15 protein-coding genes are annotated in these 20,962 nt (G+C 67.9%); 12 read left to right on the top strand and 3 right to left on the bottom strand.

Annotated features, from left to right (window positions below):
- Positions 1 to 13 precede the first annotated feature (13 nt).
- Positions 14 to 1,489, top strand: a complete 1,476-nt coding sequence (locus tag ABT313_RS21840; protein ID WP_350856622.1) for an aminotransferase-like domain-containing protein — start codon at positions 14 to 16, stop codon at positions 1,487 to 1,489.
- Positions 1,490 to 1,582: 93 nt separating this feature from the next.
- On the opposite strand, the gene ABT313_RS21835 is transcribed toward ABT313_RS21840, so the two are convergent.
- Positions 1,583 to 1,813: a DUF7455 domain-containing protein gene (locus ABT313_RS21835; RefSeq protein ID WP_350856619.1), complete on the bottom strand. Its 231-nt coding sequence runs from the start codon at positions 1,811 to 1,813 to the stop codon at positions 1,583 to 1,585.
- A 382-nt stretch (positions 1,814 to 2,195) separates the two neighbouring features.
- Here ABT313_RS21835 and ABT313_RS21830 point away from each other — a divergent pair, with 382 nt between their 5' ends.
- From ABT313_RS21830 to ABT313_RS21810, 5 genes are read left to right on the top strand one after another with little or no spacing between them, the layout of a single operon-like run.
- Entirely contained in the window at positions 2,196 to 4,280 is a 2,085-nt protein-coding gene (locus ABT313_RS21830; RefSeq protein ID WP_350856617.1) for a DNA gyrase/topoisomerase IV subunit B, read from the top strand.
- A 38-nt stretch (positions 4,281 to 4,318) separates the two neighbouring features.
- Positions 4,319 to 5,245 (top strand): RNA polymerase sigma factor, encoded by a 927-nt coding sequence (locus ABT313_RS21825; protein ID WP_350857810.1) that lies wholly within the window; start codon positions 4,319 to 4,321, stop codon positions 5,243 to 5,245.
- Between the two features lie 55 nt (positions 5,246 to 5,300).
- Positions 5,301 to 6,158 carry an alpha/beta fold hydrolase gene (locus ABT313_RS21820; protein ID WP_350856614.1) on the top strand — a complete coding sequence of 286 codons (858 nt, stop codon included), beginning with the start codon at positions 5,301 to 5,303 and terminating at the stop codon, positions 6,156 to 6,158.
- Positions 6,155 to 6,976, top strand: a complete 822-nt coding sequence (locus ABT313_RS21815) for a GNAT family N-acetyltransferase (protein WP_350856611.1) — start codon at positions 6,155 to 6,157, stop codon at positions 6,974 to 6,976. Before ABT313_RS21820 ends, ABT313_RS21815 begins: the two co-directional genes overlap by 4 nt.
- Before the next feature lie 10 nt (positions 6,977 to 6,986).
- Positions 6,987 to 7,616, top strand: coding sequence for an HAD family hydrolase (locus tag ABT313_RS21810; protein ID WP_350856608.1), 630 nt, complete (start codon positions 6,987 to 6,989; stop codon positions 7,614 to 7,616).
- Here the strand turns inward: ABT313_RS21810 and ABT313_RS21805 are convergent.
- Complete coding sequence (locus ABT313_RS21805; RefSeq protein WP_350856606.1) at positions 7,609 to 9,720, bottom strand: Xaa-Pro dipeptidyl-peptidase; 2,112 nt, start codon at positions 9,718 to 9,720, stop codon at positions 7,609 to 7,611. The two genes, ABT313_RS21810 and ABT313_RS21805, sit on opposite strands and share 8 nt — an antisense overlap.
- 45 nt (positions 9,721 to 9,765) lie before the next feature.
- On the bottom strand, positions 9,766 to 11,742 hold the full coding sequence (locus ABT313_RS21800; protein WP_350856603.1) for an MGH1-like glycoside hydrolase domain-containing protein: 1,977 nt from the start codon (positions 11,740 to 11,742) through the stop codon (positions 9,766 to 9,768).
- Between the two features lie 277 nt (positions 11,743 to 12,019).
- Here ABT313_RS21800 and ABT313_RS21795 point away from each other — a divergent pair, with 277 nt between their 5' ends.
- The 6 genes from ABT313_RS21795 (at position 12,020) to ABT313_RS21770 (ending at position 20,947) form a co-directional block, all read left to right on the top strand.
- The gene (locus ABT313_RS21795) at positions 12,020 to 13,132 is read left to right on the top strand and encodes a LacI family DNA-binding transcriptional regulator (protein WP_350856601.1); all 1,113 of its coding nucleotides are present in this window, start codon (positions 12,020 to 12,022) and stop codon (positions 13,130 to 13,132) included.
- 106 nt (positions 13,133 to 13,238) lie between these two features.
- A complete protein-coding gene (locus ABT313_RS21790; RefSeq protein ID WP_350856598.1) occupies positions 13,239 to 16,340 on the top strand; it encodes an endo-1,4-beta-xylanase in 3,102 nt (1,033 codons plus the stop codon).
- An 18-nt stretch (positions 16,341 to 16,358) separates the two neighbouring features.
- Positions 16,359 to 17,831 (top strand): ABC transporter substrate-binding protein, encoded by a 1,473-nt coding sequence (locus ABT313_RS21785; RefSeq protein WP_350856595.1) that lies wholly within the window; start codon positions 16,359 to 16,361, stop codon positions 17,829 to 17,831.
- A complete protein-coding gene (locus tag ABT313_RS21780) occupies positions 17,831 to 18,814 on the top strand; it encodes a carbohydrate ABC transporter permease (RefSeq protein ID WP_350856592.1) in 984 nt (327 codons plus the stop codon). Before ABT313_RS21785 ends, ABT313_RS21780 begins: the two co-directional genes overlap by 1 nt.
- Positions 18,811 to 19,641, top strand: a complete 831-nt coding sequence (locus ABT313_RS21775; protein WP_137255284.1) for a carbohydrate ABC transporter permease — start codon at positions 18,811 to 18,813, stop codon at positions 19,639 to 19,641. Before ABT313_RS21780 ends, ABT313_RS21775 begins: the two co-directional genes overlap by 4 nt.
- Before the next feature lie 10 nt (positions 19,642 to 19,651).
- Entirely contained in the window at positions 19,652 to 20,947 is a 1,296-nt protein-coding gene (locus ABT313_RS21770) for a Gfo/Idh/MocA family protein (protein ID WP_350856589.1), read from the top strand.
- Positions 20,948 to 20,962: the final 15 nt, after the last annotated feature.

The following is a 20,962-nucleotide window of genomic DNA, read 5'->3' as shown; positions in this document are numbered from 1 at the left end:
AATTGGGGGAGAAGTGGACCGTTCTGGAGACCCCTTGGCCCTGGCTCACCTGATCGGCCACCGACTGACGGGTCGCTCCGGCGGCCTGTACCGGCGACTGGCCGACGAGATCGCCGCGCTGATCGGCTCCGACGAGCTCCCGGTCGGCGCGCGGCTGCCGGCCGAACGCCGGTTGGCCGAGTCGCTCGCGATCAGCCGCTCGACGGTGGTCGCGGCGTACGACGAACTCCGCGCCCGCGGCCTGGTCGAAAGCCGCCGCGGCAGCGGTACGACGGTGGCCCGGACCGCCGGACGCGGTCGTTCACGAGCGGACAAGCACATCCCCACGGGGTACGGCGAGTCGCTGTTCCACCGCATCACCGTCGGCCCCGGCGAAGTCATCTCGCTCACGTACGCCGTCGACCCCGGCCTGCCCGAACTCTCGTCGGAGCTCATCGACCTGGCCTCCACCGAGCTGCCCGCGCTCCTCGGCGACGTCGGCTACCACCCGCGCGGTCTCCCGGTCCTGCGGGAACGCATCGCAGACCACTTCACCGACACTGGACTGCCCACCTCGGCCGACGAGATCGTGGTGACGACCGGAGCGCATCAAGCGATCGCACTGGTGACGCAGATGTACCTGCGCAACGGCGCCGCGGTCGCGATCGAGCAGCCCAGTTGGCCCGGCTGCTTCGACGTGTTCGGCGCGGCCGGCGGACGAGTGGTCGGCGTACCGCTGGACGATGCCGGGATCCGGCCGGACCTGCTGGAGGCGGCGTTCGCGGAGCACCAGCCGGCGATGTTGTTCGTGATGCCGACGTTCCACAATCCGACCGGCCGGCTGATGTCGGCGAACCGGCGCCTGCAGGTCGCCCAGCTCGCCGCGCGGTACGGCGTCGTGGTGGTCGAGGACAACGCGTACTCGGCGTGGGATCCGTCCGGGCCGTCGATCCCACCGCCGCTGGCGGCGTACGCGCCGGATGATGCCGAGGTGCTCACGATCGGGTCGGTGTCGAAGGCCGTGTGGGGCGGCCTGCGGATCGGCTGGATCCGGGCGTCGCGCCCGTTGGCCGAGCGGCTGGCCAGGCACAAGGCGCTGGCCGACCTCGGGAGTCCGCTCATCGATCAGGCGCTGACAGCGCGACTACTGCCGCGACTCGGCGAGCTCACGGCGACCAGGGCTCAGATGGCGACGGCGCGGAAGAAGCTGATGGGGGAGCTGCTGACCCGACGACTGCCCGAATGGGAATGGAGCACGCCGGTCGGCGGGTCCGCGCTGTGGATCCGGCTGCCGGACACGGACGCGCGAGTCTTCGCGCAGGTGGCGTTGCGGCACGGTGTCGAGGTGGTGGCGGGGCAGGCGATGGATCCGTCCGGTTCGCACGACGACTACTTACGGGTGCCGTTCGCCTACTCCGAGCAAGTGCTTGATGATGCGGTCACCCGGTTGGCGCGGGCCTGGCAAGAACTGCGGCGACACGGCCCTGCGCCCGGAGTACCTGTCGTGTAAAGGAAGGATGGCGGTCACCCTTCCGGGTGACCGCCATCGAAGCCTGTATGACTTTGGCGCCGCCGTTGGCGCGTTTGGAAAAGCCTTCGGGGTTTACCGCTCGTCTTCCGCAGCGATCGTCGGCGTGGCTTGGAGCCGGCCGGTCTCGTCGTGGATCGTGATAGCGATGTCGCGCAGCTTCTCCGAGTGCTCGCGGCCGTGGTGGGCGCAGAAGAGTAGCTCCCCACCGCTGGTCAGGGTGACTCGGACGTAGGCCTGCGCACCGCAGCGGTCACAACGATCCGCGGCCGACAGGGCCGAACTCGGGGCGAGTGCTGTAGTCATTGAGGCCTCATCTCATCTAGTTCCGTACTCACCAGATAGCAACATCCTGACATGCGGATCGCTTCCCGGTGGGGACAACGTGTCCGTATGTGAGACGAACCACCTGTCTCCGTATGACGCTTGCTGACGCGGAATCGTTTCGTGGGAGGGGAGATTTCCGGTGAGCCACGGCGGCGGAGTGCTTCTTCTCTCACTGTGCGCCATGGAACCGTCACCGTGTGCTGAGAATCGGAGTGTCGTACGCCACTTCGAATCGAGTCCGGATCGATACCTGTCGCATCACCTATCTCCGGTTCCCGCGCGCATGCCCCGCCTGCCGCGTTTTGGGGGTGCGGCCGCATAGGCTGTGGGCAGTAAGTGTGTGAACCAGTGAAGGAGCCCTGTGGCCGCCCCGACGCCTCGCAGTACCGAGATCGACCCGGCGTACAACGCCCGCCATCTGCTCGTCCTCGAGGGTCTCGAGGCGGTCCGGAAGCGGCCCGGTATGTACATCGGGTCGACCGACAGCCGCGGTCTGATGCACTGCCTGTGGGAGATCATCGACAACGCCGTCGACGAGGCCCTGGCCGGCTTCGGCGAGCAGATCGACGTCGTCCTGCACAAGGACGGCTCGGTCGAGGTGAAGGACCGCGCCCGCGGCATCCCGGTCGACATCGAGCCGAAGACCAAGCTCAGCGGTGTCGAGGTGGTGTTCACCAAGCTGCACGCCGGCGGCAAGTTCGGCGGCGGGTCGTACAACGCGTCCGGCGGTCTGCACGGTGTCGGCGCCTCGGTGGTGAACGCGCTGTCCGCGCGGCTGGACGTCGAGGTCGACCGCGGCGGGACGGTCTGGACGACCTCCTTCCGGCGCGGCGTGGCCGGCGAGTTCGACAGCGAGGGCGCGACCGCGGCGTTCACCCCGGCGAAGGGGCTGCGGAAGGCTGGCCGGGCGAAGAAGGGTGTCACCGGCACCCGGATCCGGTACTGGGCGGACCGGCAGATCTTCACCAAGGACGCGACCTTCAACTACGACGAGCTGGTCACCCGGGCGCGGCAGACGTCGTTCCTGGTGCCGGGCCTGTTGCTGGTGATCCGCGACGAGCGCGGCGACGAGGTCACCGAGGAGCACTTCAAGCACGACGGCGGCATCAGCGAGTTCACCGAGTTCCTGGCCACCGACCAGAAGGTCACCGACGTCGTCCGCCTGACCGGGACGGGTCACTTCACCGAGACCGTGCCGATGCTCGACGACGCCGGCCACATGACGCCGTCCGACGTCGAGCGCGATCTCGACGTCGACATCGCCGTCCGCTGGGGCGACGGGTACGAGACCGAGCTGCGGTCGTTCGTCAACATCGTGGCCACGCCGAAGGGCGGCACCCACGTCAACGGGTTCGAGCGCGCGCTGTCGAAGAGTTTCACGAACGCACTTGACGGCACCCGGCTGCTGAAGAGCGGCGAGGAGATCATCAAGGACGACGTGCTCGAGGGCATGACCGCGGTCGTCACGGTCCGGCTGGCCGAGCCGCAGTTCGACGGCCAGACCAAGGAAGTTCTCGGCACGCCGGCGGCGTCGCGGATCGTGGCGAAGGTCGTGCAGTCGGAGCTCGAGGCGTTCCTGACCTCGACGAAGCGCGAGCACAAGGCGCAGGCTCGGGCGGTGCTGGAGAAGGTTGTCGCCGCGTCGCGGACGCGGGTCGCGGCCCGTCAGCACCGCGAGCTGCAGCGGCGCAAGACCGCGCTGGAGTCGTCGGCGCTGCCGGCGAAGCTGGCCGACTGCCGCAGCAACGACGTCGACCGGTCCGAGCTGTTCATCGTCGAGGGCGATTCGGCCCTCGGTACGGCGAAGCTCGCGCGCAGCTCGGAGTTCCAGGCGCTGCTGCCGATCCGGGGCAAGATCCTCAACGTGCAGAAGGCGTCGGTCGGCGACATGCTGAAGAACGTCGAGTGCGCGTCGATCATCCAGGTCGTCGGCGCCGGCTCCGGCCGGACGTTCGACCTGGAGCAAGCGCGGTACGGGAAGATCATCTTCATGGCCGACGCCGACTCCGACGGCGCCCACATCCGCTGCCTGCTCGCGACGCTGTTCTTCCGGTACATGCGACCGCTGGTCGAGGCGGGCCGCGTCTACACCGCCGTGCCGCCGCTGCACCGGTTCGAGCTGACGAACCCGAAGAAGGGTCAGGACAAGTACCTGTACACCTACAGCGACGCGGAGTACCAGCGGAAGACGGCCGAGCTGATGAAGAAGGGCGTCCGCTGGAAGGAGCCGCCGCAGCGCTACAAGGGTCTCGGTGAGATGGACGCCGACCAGCTGGCGGAGACCACGATGGACCCGCGGCACCGCACGCTGCGCCGGATCACGGTCGACCACGCGGAGGAGGCGGCCAAGGTCTTCGACCTGCTGATGGGCAACGACGTTGCTCCGCGCAAGGAGTTCCTGGTCCAGGGCGCCTACGAGCTGGACGAGAACCGCATCGACGTCTGATCCTTTGCGGTTGCACTTAGGGTTTCTGCGTGATCGACATGGTGAGCGGCGCGCCGCAGGACTCCGAGCTGCTCCGCGCCGCCAACTCGGGCGACGCGGGCGCTCTCGGCCTGCTGCTCGCCAGGCACCGGGCGGCGATGCAGGCGGTCGCGGTGTCGGTCCTCGGTCACAGCCACGACGCCGAGGACGCCGTACAAGAGGCAGTGATGATTGCGCTGCGCCGGGTCGGCGACGTCCGCGACCCGGATGCTGTCGGCCCGTGGCTGAAGATGGTGGTGCGGAACGTCTGTCGTGCCCGCCTCCGCAAGATGTCAGCGGTTCCGATGGCCGAGCCGGCGACGGTCGCGCGGATGGACGTGGTGCCTGATCCCGCCGAGATCCTCGACCGGCACGCGATGCGTGACTGGGTCTGGACGGCGCTCGAGGACCTGACACCGGGGTTGCGGCTGGTGACGCTGTTGCGGTACTTCACCGACGTGGCGTCGTACGAAGAGATCGCGGCGCTCTGCGACCTGCCGGTCGGGACGGTCCGAAGCCGGCTCCATCAGGCCCGCGCGAAGCTGACGGACGCGCTGCTGAACTCGGCAGACGGGGTGTACGAGGACGTTGCCGCGGCGACGGCGCTGCACCGCGAGCTCGCCGAGGACTTCATGGAGTCCGGTCGACGAGGTCAGCTCGCATCCACTCTCGCGGACGGGTGGTCGTCGGAGGCGCAGGTGCTGTGGCCGACCGGCAAGCGTACGGACATCGACTACCTGCGGGAGGCGTTCGACCGGGACGTGTCGGACGGCGTACGCCAAGAGGTCGTGAACGTGGTGGCCAGCCGCGAGGTCGTCATCTGGGAGGCGGCCCTGATCAGCCCTCCTGAGGACCCGACACACTGCCCGCCGAGCGTCGTGTGGGTCCATCAACTGGACAAGAACCTCGTCGGCAAGGTGCGTCTCTACCACCCGCGTAAACGCTGAGAAGAAGTCCGCGTCGCGATCGAACTTTCCCGCACCCTCACCGCGTCCTGCGGGTATGAATGGAAAACACACCGTCGTCGTGGACGGCATCCGGCAGGTCTACGAAGTAGCGGGCACCGGACCGGTCTGCCTCGTGCACTCGGGTGGACCCGGCGTGGATCCGGCCTATCTCCGGATCCCGGAGCTGGAGACCTCGCTGACGATGGTCTACCTGCACCCGGTCGGTTCGGGCGAGAGCGACCTGCTTCCCGACGGCGACTACTCCCTGTCCCGCTACGGCGACTTCGCGGCGGCCGTGCTCGACGACCTCGGCGCGGAGACCGGCTACTTCCTGGGGCACTCGCACGGAGGGTTCGTCGGGCTCCAGTTCGGCCTCGACCACCCGGACCGGCTCCGCGGACTGATCCTGTACGACACCGCGGCCGTCTACGGACCCGAGTTGTTCGCGACGGCGACCGAGGAGATGGCGGCGTTCGTGAAGCGCTGGCCGGATCGCCCGGAAGCGGTCAAGGCCGGACAGGTCTGGGACGCGGCCACAGTGTCGAAGACGCTCGAGATCACCGACGACGAGTCGCATCGGCAGTACCTGAGCGACATCCTGCCCGCGTACTTCGCCGACTACCGGGCGACGATCGCACGGGTCGGTGAGCTGACGCTACGGACGAGGCACGACCCGAACCGGCTGCCGGTCGAGTGGGACGTCCGCGACCGGCTCGGTACGATCACCGTGCCCGCGCTGGTGATCGTCGGCAGCTACGACTTCATCTGTGCGCCGCGGTTCGCGTACGAGATCGACGCCGGGATGCCCGACGTACGGCTGTGTGAGCTGACGAACAGCGGCCACTTCGGGCACCTCGAGCAGACCGACGAGTTCGTCGCCGCCGTACTGGACTTCGTGAAGGAGTCGGCATGACGGTACCGGTCGGTCTGGCCGAGCAGACCGAGATCGCCGCGTACGTCGACTTCGTGGCCGGCGCGCCGTCGTCGGTGCGGGAAACGCTGGGGATCAGCTCGCGGCGCATCGGCGACGTACAGGCGCTGGTGCTTCGCGAGGACCCGAGCGGGTTCTTCAACCGGGCGGGCGGATTCGCCAGCACCGAGTCGGTCACCGTCGAGACGCTGACGGAGGTGTGCGAGTTCTTCCGCGCCGAGGGACTGTCTGCCGGTGGGTTCGCGATCGCGCCCTCGCTGCTGCCCTCGGACTGGTCGGCGACGGCCGCGAAGGTGAACCTGAGCGAGGGCACCCGCTACGTCAAACTGGGCTGCGAGATCGAGACCGCCCTCGCAGGGGCCGACTCCGACTCAGGGCTGCGCGTCGACCTCGTCGAGCCAGACCAGGCGCAGGAGTTCGCGACCGTGATGATGGACACCTTCGGCTTCACCACACCTGCGATGGTCGACCTGACCGCGTCCTGCGTCGGCCGGACGAACTGGCAGCAGTACGCCGCGTGGGACGGTGACGAGATCGTTGCCGTCGGCAGCATCTTCGTCAACGGGGACTGCGCCGATATGTTCGGCGGCGCCACCGTGCCGGGCGCTCGTGGCCGTGGCGCCCAGTCGGCGCTCCTCGCCGCGCGCCTCCGCGGCGCACAGGCAGCCGGCTGTCGCTGGATGGTCGCCGAGACCGGCGCGGAAGCACCGGGGGTGCACAACACGTCGCTGCACAACATGCAACGAGCTGGCTTCGAGCGCCTGTACGACCGGGTCACGTGGGTGTGGCGCGCTGTGTAAGGGTTGGGCCATGGCGCCACGACTGGTCTGTTTCGACCTCGACAACACGTTGATCGATCGGGACGGAGCGTTCGTGGCGTGGGCGCGCTGGTGGGTCGACCGCGCCGGACTCGGTCCGGACGCGGTCGACTGGTTGCTTGCCCACGACAACGGCGGCTTCACGCCACGCAGCGAGCTGTTCGACGGATTCGAGCGGCGCTTCGGCGTTGGCATCTCGGTCGACGACTACGACCGTGAGCATCCGCCGTTCACCTCGGTGGACGCCGAGGTGCTCGACGGGCTGGCGGCTCTGCGTACGGCGGGCTGGCGGGTCGCCGTGGTGACGAACGGGAACGTCGCCCAGCAGTCCGCCAAGCTCGCGCACACCGGCATCGACCGCGCCGTCGACTACTGCTGCATCTCCGGCGCGGTCGGCGTACGGAAGCCCGACGCCCGGATCTTCGAGATTGCCGCGGAGGGCGCCGGCGCGGGGCTCGAGGGCGGGTGGATGGTCGGCGATCATCCGGCGTACGACATCGCAGGGGGTATCAACGCCGGCCTGCGCACGATCCGGATCGGGAGCCACCATGCGGTGGACTCGCCGATCGCGGATCATCACTTCGAGTCGGTGCTCGAAGCCTTCGCTGTGCTGACTACTTGATGGCGTCGGCCAGTGCCTTGCGGCCGCCGACCACCGGGATGTCGATCGAGCTGTGGGACAGATCGAGGGTCAGTCGCGTGCCCGGAGCAGGGCGGACGGTGAAGTCGCGGTCGCTCGACACGATCATCAGGGCCAGCCGGTTCCCGGCCGGTACGACGGTGTCCTTCGGCTGCAGGTCGACGTCCATCCGGTACATCTTGCCGGGCTTGACCGGGGCGTCGATCCAATCGGACACCCGGTTGGCCGGGTCCATCCAGCCGCGGGTGAGGATCGTGCCGTTGCCGGTCGGCGGGTAGCTGACCAGCGCGGCGGTCACATTCGCCTTCGATGCGCTGAAGGCGAGTTGCAGCGGGGCGGACGGCATACCGCTGATACGGACGGGCTTGGTGAGCGGTGCTGTCTGGTACACCAGCCGCACTCCCGAGGACGGCGCGTTCGCCGAGGTGATCGCCGGGATCGACGAGTCGTCGGTGAGAGTCTCCGTGCCTGCCTTGGTCGGTGCGAAGGTCAGTCCACCGCGCTCCGGTGCTCCCGGCGTGAGGTGCAGCCCTGCGTCGCCAGCGGCCGGGTCGGGCCACTCGGCGTACGGCGTCGGGTTGGCGTTGCCGCACTGCAGGCTGACAGTCGCACCGTCAGCGACCTTCTGTCCGTCAGCCGTCGCCACGGCGGAGGCCAGGACCAGGTGGGTCGAGTCGGGGATCTTAGCGATCAGCCGGGTCGTATTGGTGATCGTGCCGTCAGCGTTGGTCTGCGGCACGGTCAACGAGAACCCGATCCGGAACGGCTTCGTATCCGCCACCGCGAGCGTCGCCGTGTTGGACTGCTCTCCGGCCACCGTCGTCAGACGCGGTGGGCATGACGCGGCCTCGCGGACGACCCACGATCGCGGCAGCTGCTCGACCCCGTTCTGTACGCCGTACAGGTAGCGGGTGAACCAGTAGTTGACGAGAACGTCGGGCGGGGCGCCGCCGTGGCCGCCCTGGTGGAAGTAGAACATGTGCGGCACATGCTGCTTCTTCAGAGCCGCATAGAACTGCGCCGCGTTCTTCGTCATCACGTTGAAGTCGTTATTGCCATGGGCAAGCAAGGTCGCGGCCCGGACGTTGCGGACGTCCTTCATGTAGTCGCGTTCCTGCCAGAACTTGTTGCGGTTGCCGGTGGCGCGGTCGATATTGCGCTCGATGTCGTCGATCACCGGCTGGCAGATCGTCCGCGCGCCGGTCTCGTCGAGCCGCGAGTAGACGACGTCGGCCAGTACGTCGAGGTCCTCGCCCTGGAACGCGTTGTTGTTGCCGGACGGGTTGGACGACGAGTGCGGCGCCCGGACCATGCCGTTCGCGCGGTAGTAGTCGTACCAGTCCGAGATCGCCGAGATCGGCACGATCGCCTTCAGCCCGGCCACCCCGGTCGTCGCAACCGCCTCCGGCAGGGTCCCGTTGTACGACGTGCCGATCATGCCGACGTTCCCGGTCGTCCAGCCGGCCACCGCCCGGGTGTTGCCGTCCTTGGTCGTGTACGCACGGGCTCGACCGTTGAGCCAGTCGATCACGGCCTTCGCGGCCAAGGTCTCGTTCGTGCCGCCCGAAGTCGGACAACCGTCCGAATGACCAGTGCCCGGCGATTCCGCGTGGACGACGGCGAAGCCGCGTGGCACCCAGGTCGATTCGTAGACCGTGCTGATCACCGGGCTGGTGTCGAATGCCGACCAGAACGGTGCGCGCGGACGCGACGCCGGCGGGGCGCCGAGCTCGTGGTCGACACCCCAGTTGCTGTAGTCGTCCGCCGTACCCGCGTAGTACGGACTGTCCTCGAAGATGACCGGCACCTTCAGTCCCTGGGTGAGGACCTCCGAGGGTGCGGTGAAGTCGGCGTGGATCCGGTCGGGCGCGCCGTCGTGGTCGCTGTCGAACGGCGCCTGGACCCACACCTCACCGCTGTACCAATCGGCCGGGTTGGTCGAGAAGACAGCCTGGGCGAGGCCGTCGACGAAGGTCGGAACCGCCGGCGCGGCGATCGCCTCCGGTGACGCCTGAGCCGGACTTGCCACTGCTGCTGCCACCAGAGCGGTCGCTGCGGCAGCACTCACCAGAAGTCGGATCCTCATGCGTGGGCCCCTCCCAGCATTCGACGGGCGGATCGAACCTCTGAATCATCCGGTGCTGGTGCCCGAACCGCAACCGCTGACCGCGGGGCGTACGGCGACCACGGTGCCGCCGCGGTCAGGGGATTGCGGCCGGCCGTCGACTGAGACCTCGAAGCCGTCGGGCCCGATCGTGATGTCGATCGTGTGCCCGCGGTAACCGAGACCACTCAGCGTGATGTTGCCAGCGGCAACCAGGTTCGGCGTGATGTGCAGCGAGCCGTCGGGGTTGGGGCGGATACCGGCGAGCCCGGTGAGGATCGCTTCGGCTCCGGTCAGGCCGGCGATGATGTTGATGCGGCGGCCGGAGGCGGGTGCGCCGGGTTTGTCGGAGTAGTGGTCCTGGGGGAAGTACGGGTAGTGCTCGCCCATCCAGAACAGCCGGCGCAGCACGTCCCAGGCGAGCTCGGGACGGCCTTGCTGCCACAGCGTCAGCGCGAGTTGCGGCGCTTCGCCGGTGTAGGCGCCGCCGCCCGACCAGTCGATGTCGGCGGTCTCGTAGTGCAGTTCGTCCTCGGCGCTGACGCTGCTCACGCCGTACTCGCCGAGGAACGCGCCGGGGCGGAGGTGGCTGATCAACGCGTTCGCGATCTCCGGCGGGCAGGAGCTCAGTGCGTCGAACGCCTGGACGGAGTACGCGAGCTCGGTGTGGCCGTCGGGGTAGCGGCTGCGGAACCATCCCGCATCCTCGTCCCACAGTTGCCTGACTACTTCCTCGCGGATCTGCCGTGCGGAGCGTCTGAGCTCGTCGGACGGGAGTGCTGCGCCGGTGAGATCGGAGAGTTCGGCGAGGGTCTCGAGGGTCCAGGCGCGTTCGGCGTTGGGGCTCGCGACGACATGCTCCCAGCCGGATCCGCGCATCTCGAGCAGATTGCTCTGGTCGCCGTAGTCCCGCAGTACGCCGGTCTGGTCGTCCGGCTGGAACCGCTTGTCGAGAGTCATGAGTACGTCGTACAGCCGGCCGATCATCGCCGGATCGAGCCGACGACCTGCCGCGGCCGCGCGAGTGAGAGCGACGAGTGACCAGCCGCTGTACGCGTAGGCGACGCCGAGGCCGGTGCCGTCGGGGGCGATGGCGTACCGGTCGGTGAGGTCGGCGTCGAGGAAGGACTGGATGACGTCGAGGACGCCGTCGCCGAGCATCAGACTCAGCAGGGTCGGCGCGTAGCCGCCGGTGTCCCAGGCGTAGGAACAGAGGGCGCCGCCGTCGAGACCGGAGGTTGCGATGAACGGTTGGGTGACGAAGTCGGGGTGCTCCCACCAGCAGACGAGCCCGCTGGCGAGCGAGCGGCGGTAGTACTGCTCGAGCCCCGGGATGTCGGAGGTGAGCGTCGGGACCTGGCCGAGCGTCCGGGCGATGCGGGACTCCCAGACTCGGGTCGTGTCCTCGGCGTTGGCGGCCTGGACGCGGATCCTGAAGGTCGCCTCGCCGTGGGCATCAAGGACTGCCGTCAGGCCGTCGTGCGACAGAGTGATCGGCTCGCCCCTGCCGGCGGCAGGTGGAACCCAGCCCCACTCGGACAGCGGGACCTCACGGGCGTGGGTCGCGGCCAGCTCCGGGCGGACGGTGAGTTCGTGGGTGTTGGCGGAGCGGTTGCGGATCCGCAGGGTGAGGACATAGCCGGGAGAGCCGTGGCCGGGCGTCAGAATGGACTCGACGCCGAGCGACGTGAGGTCACCGGCGTAGTGGTGGTAGGTGCCCCGGCGGACGATCCGGTCCGGACGCCAGGTGCCGCCGGCCGGGAGCAGACCGCGGTTGCCGGCGCCCGGGCGAGCCAGGTCGACGATCACCTGCCCGTCGACCTCCAGTGAGATCGTCAGCCGGCTGTCGGGCGCGGCCAGCGGGGGAGCGAACCAGCCGCCGACGCCGCACACGGTCCCGGTCAGCTGGCTGACCGTCCCGTTGCCGCTGCCGACCCAGAACTCGGCGGGAGGTGCGGCGCGGCGGAGGTCGAAGGCGAAGTCGTCGAGGGCGTACGGCGGCATGGGCGGCCTTCCTGGCGGCGGCTGGTGGGCGTTGTCAGGTCTTGCCGGGGCGGCTGAGCCTGCGGGCGTGCCGGACCGGTCCCGGCAGGTGATCCCGGCCTGCGTAGGACCGGTCCAACACGGTGCGACGATCGTGGCACGAAGACCGCGGCGGGCGCAATGCCTCGTCCTGAAACCGATTGCAGGCAGGGTGTTGACGGCGTACCGGCGCACTGTTACGTTCCGGTGCAACCAGCCGTTGGACCAGTCCAACGGACCGAACCCGAAGGATGGCCGGATGGCGAAGCTGACGATCCGCGACATCGCCGCGCTCTCCGGGCTGTCGAAGTCCACCGTCTCGCTGGTGCTCAACAACAGCCCGAAGGTGGATCCGGCGACCAGGCGGCACGTCCTCGCGGTGATGCGCCGGCACCGGTATGTGCCGAGTTTCGCCGCCACCGCGCTGGCCAAGGGGAGCACCCGGCTGATCGGCATGGTCGTGCCCGGCCTGTCCTGGCACATGGTTGCCTCGATCAACATCGGGGTGGCCGCGGTGACCGAGCGGAGCGGGTTCGACATCATCCTCTACACGGCGACCAACGACCGCGACTACGGTCCGCTGATCGACCGGATCCTGACCTCGAGCATGGCCTCCGGCCTGCTGGTCGTCAGCCATGAACAACCGCTCGACCCGCTGGTACAGCTGCACGAGGAAGGCCTGCCGGTCGTCCTGGTGAACACCATCGACGCCGACGTCGCACTGCCGTCGGTCACCGCCGACAACTACGACGGCGCGTTGACGGCGATGGATCATCTGCTGCAGCTCGGGCACGACCGGATCGCTTGTGTGCAAGGCCGGATGACGTACCGCTGCTGCCAGGACCGCTACCGCGGCTACCTGGACGCGCTCCGGTCGGCCGGCATCCAGCCGGATCCGGAGCTGACCAAGCCCGGCGACTTCCTGCCCGAACAGATCCGCGCCCGGTCGCACGAGCTGTTCGCGCTGCCGGCCGACGAGCGGCCGACGGCCGTGTTCGCGCACTCCGACGTGACGGCGTACGCCGTGATGACCGCGGCCGCCGAAGCCGGGCTGCGGGTGCCGGAGGACGTGTCGGTGATCGGCTTCGACGACATCGAGTCGGCGGCACAGATCCGGCCGCCGTTGACCACCATCCAGCAACCGTTCATCGACATGGGCAAGCGGGCGGCGGAGCTGCTGCTGTCCGAGATCGGCCCTCGCGACCCCGACGACGAGGAGCCGGGGGAGGCGGGTGCGACGGCCGACGTCGAGCCGCCGGCCGCCGAGCTGCCTCGTCTGGTGATGCCTACCAGCCTGATCGTCCGGGCGAGTTGCGGGCCGGTGCCCGTGACCCGGTCCCCGCGCGGACGCTCGCAGACCACCAAGGCCTGATCTCCGGATCGAGGTCCCGCCCGACCCCCTGACACGCACGGCACCGGCCCAGGCTCTCTCGCCGCCGGGCGATGCTGTTGTGCGCCCTCTGGAAGGAAATCCTCCAGTGTTCAGAAAACTGGCCACCGGTGCGACGCTTGCCCTCATCGGTGCCGTGACTGCCACCGTGGCGATCCAGCCCACCGCCCGAGCCGACGCGGCGCCGTACGAGGTCCTCCCGGCCGATGCCGTCGCCAACTTCACCGAGTTCAAGAGCCTGCCTGCCGATGCGACCCGGCAGGTCGACATCACCGGCAACCCCGACTTCACCAAGGCCCTCGAGATCGCCGTGCCCAACGCGCCGCAGAGCCCCGGCCTCGACGGCGAGTACGAGATCACTCTCGGGGTACCCGCTGCGGCCACGGTCACCGAAGGCGACGCGTTGGTCGCGACGGTCTGGGCCCGAGCGATCACGCCGACCGGCGGCAACGCCCACCTGGTCTTCGAGACCGACGGCTCGCCGTACAAGAAGTCTCTCAACGCTGCCCTGCGCTACGAGACCGCGTGGAAGAAGTTCGAGTTCCCGTTCCGCGCGGCGACGACGTACACCGCGGGGACGAGCACGGCCGCGCACCTGAACCTGTGGCTCGGGTACGGCGCGCAGACGTTCCAGATCGCCGGCGTCTCGGTGCAGGACCTCGGCCCGGGCAATCCGGCCGGCTACCCGCAGGTGACGTACGACGGCCGCGATGCGAACGCCGCCTGGCGTACGGCGGCCAACGCCCGCATCGACCAGTACCGCAAGGGGAACCTGTCGGTGTCGGTCGTCGACACCGACGGGAATCCGGTCAGCGGTGCGACCGTGTCCGCAGTACAGCAGACGAGTGCGTTCAAGTTCGGCGCGGCGTCCGACGGCGCGCGCCTGGTCGGCGATCCGTCCGGCGGAATCAGCGGGACCGACCTGGCGCAGTACCAGTCGAAGTACTCGACGCTCTTCAACCAAGGGGCCCTGGGCAACAATCTGAAGTGGAACCACTGGGAGAACCCGACCGAGCGCGAGACGATCACGCTACCCGCTCTGCAATGGATGCGTGAGCACGGGCTGCGGGTCCGCGGCCACAACCTGATCTGGCCGTCGTGGGGACTGATGCAACCCGACGTCGTGAACCTGCAGAACGACCCGGCCGCACTGCGCGCGCGGATCAACACCCATATCACCGACGAGGCGTCGTCGCTGGCGGGCATCGTCGACGAGTGGGACGTGGTGAACGAGCCGTACTCCGAACACAACGTCCAGGACATTCTCGGCCAGGACGAGATCGCGAACTGGTTCCGGCTCGCGCACGCTGCCGACCCGAACGCCACGCTGGCCCTGAACGACTACGGCCTGGTGGAGAACAACGGCTGGGAGACACGTCACCGCGACCACGTGTACAACCTGGTGCAGTCGCTGAAGTCGTCGGGTGCGCCGATCGACACGGTCGGGTTCGAGAGCCACTTCAACGGGCTCCAGCTCACCTCGCCGGACGACCTGATGACGATCGTCGACCAGTTCGCCGGGCTCGGCGTCAAGGTCGCGGTCACCGAGTTCGACGTCGACACCGACGACCAGCAACTGCAGGCCGACTACACCCGCGACTTCATGACCGCGATGTTCTCGAACCCGAACGTCAACCAGATCAGCAACTTCGGGATCTGGTCGAAGAACATCTACAACCCGCGCGTCGCGCTGTACAACGACGACTGGTCGCCCAAGCCGAACGCTCTGGTCTGGGAGGACCTGATCCAGCATCGGTGGCACACCAGCGTCTCCGGTCAGTCGAACACGGCCGGGACGTTCGGTACGCGGGGCTTCCTCGGGGACTACCTGGTGACAGTCACCGTGAACGGCATCTCCAAGCAGGTGAAGGTCGCCATGCCGACCACCGCCGGCGCTTCGGTCAAGGTGATCACGGACGGCATCGCCACCACGGTCCGTGCCAACCAGCCGAATCCGATCGGTGACGGCGGCTTCGAGAGCGGCACGCGCGGCTGGACGTCACTCGGCACCGGTCCGAGCACCGCCGCGAACGCGCACAGCGGCCACACCGCACTCTCATTGAGCCCTGGCTCCGGCGTCACGCAGAACGTCACCGGCCTGACCCCGGGCACGAGCTACCTCCTGTCTGGCTGGGGACGTCTGAACGGCGGTGGTACCCAGTGCTACGTCGGCGTCCGCGGCGGCGCCACACCCGGTACGCCGACGTTTGAGTACGAGCTGTCGTACGCCGACGAACGCGCATACACGCAGAAGCTGGCCGCCTTCACACCGCCGAGCGGGACGAAGTGGGTGCAAGCCTTCGCCTGGTCGAATCCCAGTGCGAGCTCTCCTGAATGCACTCTGGACGACCTGGCCATCACACCGACCGACGGCACGCCGCCGCCGGCGCAGGGGGCGCCCACAGTGACGCCGTACCTGCCGACGCCGTCTGTGCTGGCGAACGGGTCGCTGGAGAACCAGTCGAACACGACCGGCTGGTACTGCCTCGGGACCTGCACGCTGAAGAACGCGTCGACGACTCCGCACACCGGGTCCGGTGACCTGTCGGCAGCCGGACGAGAGGCCGCGTGGGCCGGTCCGGCGCAAGGAGTGTCAGTCGTGAACGGCGGGCTGTACGACTCCTCGGCGTGGGTGCGGCTGGCGTCCGGCTCGGACACGGCGATGGTCAGTCTGAAGCTGACCACGTCCACCGGCTCGACCACGCTGCGGCTCGGCTCGGCCCCGGTGAGCTCGACCGGGTGGACGCAGATATCGGCCTCGAACACACCGGTCTCCTGGACCGGGACGCTCACGAAGGCCGAGTGGTGGGTCAGTACGACGACCGGTGCCGGCGACCTGCTGGTCGACGATGCCTCGTTCGCCCCACTCGCCAAGGACGCTCCTCGCGGGACCGGTCCTGCGGAGACCGCGTTCAACCCGGTGCAGCCGACCGCGGTGTGCGTCGTACACAACGCCGACTCCTACACGGCGTACTTCGGTTACTCGAACGCCAACAACTACTACATCCCCGTCCCGGTTGGCAGCGACAACGCCTTCAGCCCGGGACCGTCGGATCGCGGCCAGACGGTCTCGTTCCTGCCCTTCCAACGTCCGCGTCGCGTCGCCGTGACCTGGGACGGCAGTCCGCTCACCTGGCGGCTCGGCTCCCTGTCCCAGACCGCGTCGTCGGCCTCGCCGGCCTGCAGCTAAGTCACTGGAGGAATTCCCATGTCATCACCCATCTCACGGCGGACACTGCTCCGGGGCGCGGTCGGCCTGGCCGGCGCGGGCGCACTCGCCGCCTGCTCCTCGGACAACTCGGGCAGCGGGGCCTCAGGTTCGAAGGCCAAGACCACCATCACCTACTGGGACTGGTACGCCAGCCAGGCCGGCTGGGTCGACAACGAGATCAAGCTGTTCCAGCAGACCCATCCGGACATCGCCGTCAAGAAGACAACGCAGGTCAGTGACAAGTACGCCGACCTCGTGTCGCTCGCGTACCGCAGCAACAACCCGCCGGACATCCTGATGGTTCCGAAGAGCCCGCAGCTCAGCCAGCAGGTGTCGCAGGACTGGCTGATGCCGGTCGACAAGTGGGCGACCAAGTCCTGGCAGGCCGGCTTCCCGGAGAACAGCTTCGTCGAGGGAGTAGACGTCTTCGGCGGCAAGGTCTACACCGCGCCGTTCGCGGCCCCGGCGCCGTCGCTGCAGCTCTACATCCACCACGGCGTCTTCAAGGACGCCGGCCTGACCAACGACGACGGCAGCGTGAACCTGCCGAAGACCTGGGACGACGTGACGCATGCGGCCGACGCGATCGCGTCGAAGAGCGGCGGGAAGGTCGCGCCGTTCGGTTTCGGCAACTCGACGAACACGACCCTGGCCTGGTGGCTCGATCTGTTCGTTCGCGGCGCGGGCTCGCCGGGCGGCGCGGCGGTCGGTGGGATCGACGGGATGGACTACCGGGTCGGGCACTGGACCTTCGGCAGCGATCGCAACTACCTCGACGTGATCAACCTGCTGATGGAGTGGAAGAACAAGAACTGGTTCTACCCGAACTCGATGAGCATCTCCGACGAGCAGGCGCGGGCATTCTTCGAGCGTGGGCGGTTCGGGATGACGGTCGGGGGAGTGTGGAACCAGCCGGAGTGGTCGCAGCACAAGTTCACCGACTACAGCCTGGTCACGCTGCCGAGCCCGAGCTCAGCTCCGAAAGCCTTGTTCTATGGGCCTCCCGGAGGACGGTTCGTTGCGGTTTCGTCGAAGACGACGCAGGCCGATGAGGCGTGGGCCTGGTTCGACTGGCTGTACAGCCCGGACGCGGGGAAGCGTTGGGTCGAGCAGGGCCAGGGGTTGTCCGTGTACGCGGAGAACAACGACCCGAAGAGCGTCACGTTCGCGCCGTTCTCGCAGTACGTCGCGATGTCGGGCGCCGCAGTGGTCGGCCCGCAACCGGCCATCCGGAACCCGAAGGTGTCCGCGGTCCAGCTGCCGGCGGTCAAGCCGGACATCAACGACGTGCTGGCCGGCATCTACACGGGGCAGCTGAAGGATCCGCAGGGTGCGCTGACCGAACTCGAGGGCAAGATGAACCAGGCGCTCGGCGACGCGATCAAGAAGGCGCCGGGAGTCAGCGCGAAGGACTTCGCCTTCGCGGACTGGGATCTCACCAAGGCCTACACGACCAAGCCGGGCGCCTGATGGCGATGACCGCCGTACGGCAGGACGTCACTGCCGCCGGGCCGCCGCCACCAGCGGCGGCCCGGCGGCGGGCGCGACGCCGTACCTACCTGTGGTCGTACGTGTATCTGGCACCGATGATGGTGCTCCTGCTGGCGTTCGTGGTGTATCCGATCATCGCGTCGCTCGGCTACACGTTCTACAAGTGGGACGGGATCGGCGACCCGTCGGACTTCGTCGGCGTGGCCAACTTCCGGCAGATCGTCCACGACAGCATCTTCTGGCGCTCCCTCGGCCACACCTTCGTGTACGCCGCGTTCGTCGTGCCGGTCCAGCTCGTACTGGCGTTGGCGCTCGCGCTCGTGCTGAACAACAAGCGGCTGCGGTTCGCGTCGTTCTACCGGACGCTGTTCTTCCTGCCGGTGGTGACATCGGCCGCGGTGATCGGTGTTGTGATCCAGCTGCTGGTGTCGAACTTCGGCGACTCGATCAATACGCTGCTGCTGAACCTGCATCTGATCCATCAGCACATCGACTGGCTGGGGGATCCGCACTTCGCAATGGCGATCATCATCCTGGTCGGCATCTGGCACACGTTCGGCTACAACCTGGTGTACTTCCTGGCCGGGTTGCAGACGATCCCGGACGAGCTCTACGAGGCCGCCCGGCTGGACGGCGCCGGCCGGATCGCGATGTTCCGCTACATCACGATCCCGATGCTGCGGGCCGTCGGCGTGGTGATCGTGATCCTGGCGGTGATCGGGACGTTCCAGATCTTCGACCTGGTCCAGGTGCTGACCAGCGGCGGCCCGTTCTTCGCGACCGAGGTCGTGAACACCTACATCTACCATCTGGCCTTCGGCGGCAGTAACGCCAACGCTGTCCAGCCTGACATCGGCCTGGCGTCGGCGGCGTCGTTCATCTACGGCCTGCTGCTGATCGGGTTCTCCGTCGTACAGGTCGTCGTACTGCGGTCTCTCGCGCGCCGTCGGAGTGCATCATGACGCGGCGGCGGATGGTGACGGTGATGACGCATGTGGCCTTGCTGGTCAGCGGACTTGCGTGGCTGTATCCGCTGTTCTGGGCGCTGGGCTCCTCGCTGAAGAGTGACGACGACTTCTTCACCGACGGGCTGAATCCGATGCCCTCGCATTTCCTCTGGGCGAACTACCTGAACGCCTGGCAGGAGGCCTCGTTCGGCCGGTATTTCATGAACACAATACTGATCACCGTAGGCACGGTAGTGATCACGTTAGTAGTCACTTCCTGCGCGGGATACGTACTTGCGCGTACACGGTTCCCGGGCCGCGGGTTCTGCCTCGGGCTGGTGTCGGCGACGCTGTTCCTGCCGCACGGGTACACGATCATCCCGGTGTTCGACCTGATGCAGCGGGTGCATCTGCTGAACAGCCTGTGGTCGGTGATCATCGTGCAGGCGTCCGGGGGAGTGGTGTTCGGGACGTTCCTGTTCATGGGCTACTTCATGGCCATCGACAAGGAGCTCGAGGACGCCGCGATGGTCGACGGCGCGAACTTCCACCAGACGTTCGCGCGAATCATGCTGCCGCTGTCCGGGCCGATGCTGGCAACGGTCGGCCTGTTCACCGCGATCACCGCCTGGAACAGCTTCTTCATCCCGCTGGTGTTCACGCTCGGCCGGCCCGAGCTGCGCACGCTCGCGATCGGCATGTACGCGTTCATCGGCGAGAACTCGACCGAATGGACGCTGCTGTGTGCCGGCACGGTCATCACGCTCGCCCCGATCATCCTGCTCTTCGTGCTCCTGCAGCGCTTCTTCGTCAACGGTCTGGCCGGTGCGGTCAAGCAATAGGAGGTCCTCCATGCCTGTGCGGACGGCAATCGTCGGAACCGGGAACCGCGCCCAACTCTTCACCGAAGGCCTGGCCAAACGCGACGGGTACGACGTCGTCGCCTTGTGTGACCCGAACTCGGTCCGGATGGCCTTCCACAACCGGATGCTGCTCGCGGCGGGCCGCCGTACTGCGCATCAATGGCCGCCGGGCCGGTTCGAGGAGATGTTGCGGGTCGAGCGGATCGAGCTGCTGATCGTCACCAGCGTCGACGCGACCCACAACCTGTACATCGAGGCGGCGCTGCGGGCCGGCGTACGGGTGATCAGCGAGAAGCCGATGACGACCGATGCGGCGAAGGCGACGAGCATCCTGGCCGCGGTTCGGGAGACCGGCGGGTCGTTGTCGGTGGCGTACAACTACCGGTTCAACCCGGTGCATCGGCGGGTGCGTTCGTTGCTGGCCGAGGGGGCGATCGGGGACATCCACTCGGTGCACTTCGAGTGGATGCTCGACGTGTCGCACGGCGCGGACTACTTCCGCCGCTGGCATCGTGACAAGGCGAACTCCGGTGGATTGATGGTGCACAAGGCCAGTCACCACTTCGACCTGGTGAACTGGTGGCTGGGCGCCGAGCCGCGGATCGTCTACGTACAAGGACAATTGGCGTTCTACGGGCCCGGGCATTCCCACGGGTACGGGCGCCCCTACGACCGTGTCGACGGATCCGCTGCCGCCCTTGACGATCCGTTCGCCCTGCACCTCGCGGACAACGCGACACTTCGCGAGCTCTACCTGGACGCGGAGGGCGAGGACGGCTACTACCGGGACCGAAACGTGTTCGCGCCGGGCGTGACGATCGAGGACGACATGGCCGTGCTGGTGTCGTACGACAGCGGCGCGACGATGACGTACCACCTGACGGCCTACTCACCGTTGGAGGGCTACCGCGTGATGTTCAACGGATCGCGGGGCCGGCTGGAGCTCAATGTCGAAGAGTCGACATTTACCGCCCCGAACCAACGGGTCGAATCCGCGAAGGGCTGGATCCACGGCGACCTGGCCGCACCGACCGCCGGACGTACGTCGATCACGCTGCGGCCGTTGTGGGAGCCGCCGATCGACCACACCGTCGACCACGATCACGCCGGTCACGGCGGCGCCGACGCCCGCGTGCTGGCGGCTCTCTTGGACGACGAACCGACCGAAGGAGCTGACATCGCCGACGCCCGTCAAGCTGCTCTGGCCCTCGTCACCGGCCTGGCAGCCAACCGCTCCTTCGAGACCGGCCTGCCGGTCCACACGTCCGACGTGCTCGCGATCTGATGCCCAGAATAGTGA

It is taken from the genome of Kribbella sp. NPDC000426 (assembly GCF_040300265.1).
Taxonomy (GTDB): domain Bacteria; phylum Actinomycetota; class Actinomycetes; order Propionibacteriales; family Kribbellaceae; genus Kribbella.
This window is presented reverse-complemented; position numbering and strand designations above follow the sequence as displayed.

Bases quoted from the DNA above. Each gene is read 5' to 3' on its own strand.
- ABT313_RS21780 (WP_350856592.1), top strand. From the start codon at position 17,831: ATGGCGATGACCGCCGTACGGCAGGACGTCACTGCCGCCGGGCCGCCG.
- ABT313_RS21835 (WP_350856619.1), bottom strand. From the start codon at position 1,813: ATGACTACAGCACTCGCCCCGAGTTCGGCCCTGTCGGCCGCGGATCGT.
- ABT313_RS21770 (WP_350856589.1), top strand. From the start codon at position 19,652: ATGCCTGTGCGGACGGCAATCGTCGGAACCGGGAACCGCGCCCAACTC.
- ABT313_RS21775 (WP_137255284.1), top strand. From the start codon at position 18,811: ATGACGCGGCGGCGGATGGTGACGGTGATGACGCATGTGGCCTTGCTG.
- ABT313_RS21800 (WP_350856603.1), bottom strand. From the start codon at position 11,742: ATGCCGCCGTACGCCCTCGACGACTTCGCCTTCGACCTCCGCCGCGCC.
- ABT313_RS21810 (WP_350856608.1), top strand. From the start codon at position 6,987: ATGGCGCCACGACTGGTCTGTTTCGACCTCGACAACACGTTGATCGAT.
- ABT313_RS21820 (WP_350856614.1), top strand. From the start codon at position 5,301: ATGAATGGAAAACACACCGTCGTCGTGGACGGCATCCGGCAGGTCTAC.
- ABT313_RS21805 (WP_350856606.1), bottom strand. From the start codon at position 9,720: ATGAGGATCCGACTTCTGGTGAGTGCTGCCGCAGCGACCGCTCTGGTG.
- ABT313_RS21825 (WP_350857810.1), top strand. From the start codon at position 4,319: ATGGTGAGCGGCGCGCCGCAGGACTCCGAGCTGCTCCGCGCCGCCAAC.
- ABT313_RS21815 (WP_350856611.1), top strand. From the start codon at position 6,155: ATGACGGTACCGGTCGGTCTGGCCGAGCAGACCGAGATCGCCGCGTAC.
- ABT313_RS21785 (WP_350856595.1), top strand. From the start codon at position 16,359: ATGTCATCACCCATCTCACGGCGGACACTGCTCCGGGGCGCGGTCGGC.
- ABT313_RS21795 (WP_350856601.1), top strand. From the start codon at position 12,020: ATGGCGAAGCTGACGATCCGCGACATCGCCGCGCTCTCCGGGCTGTCG.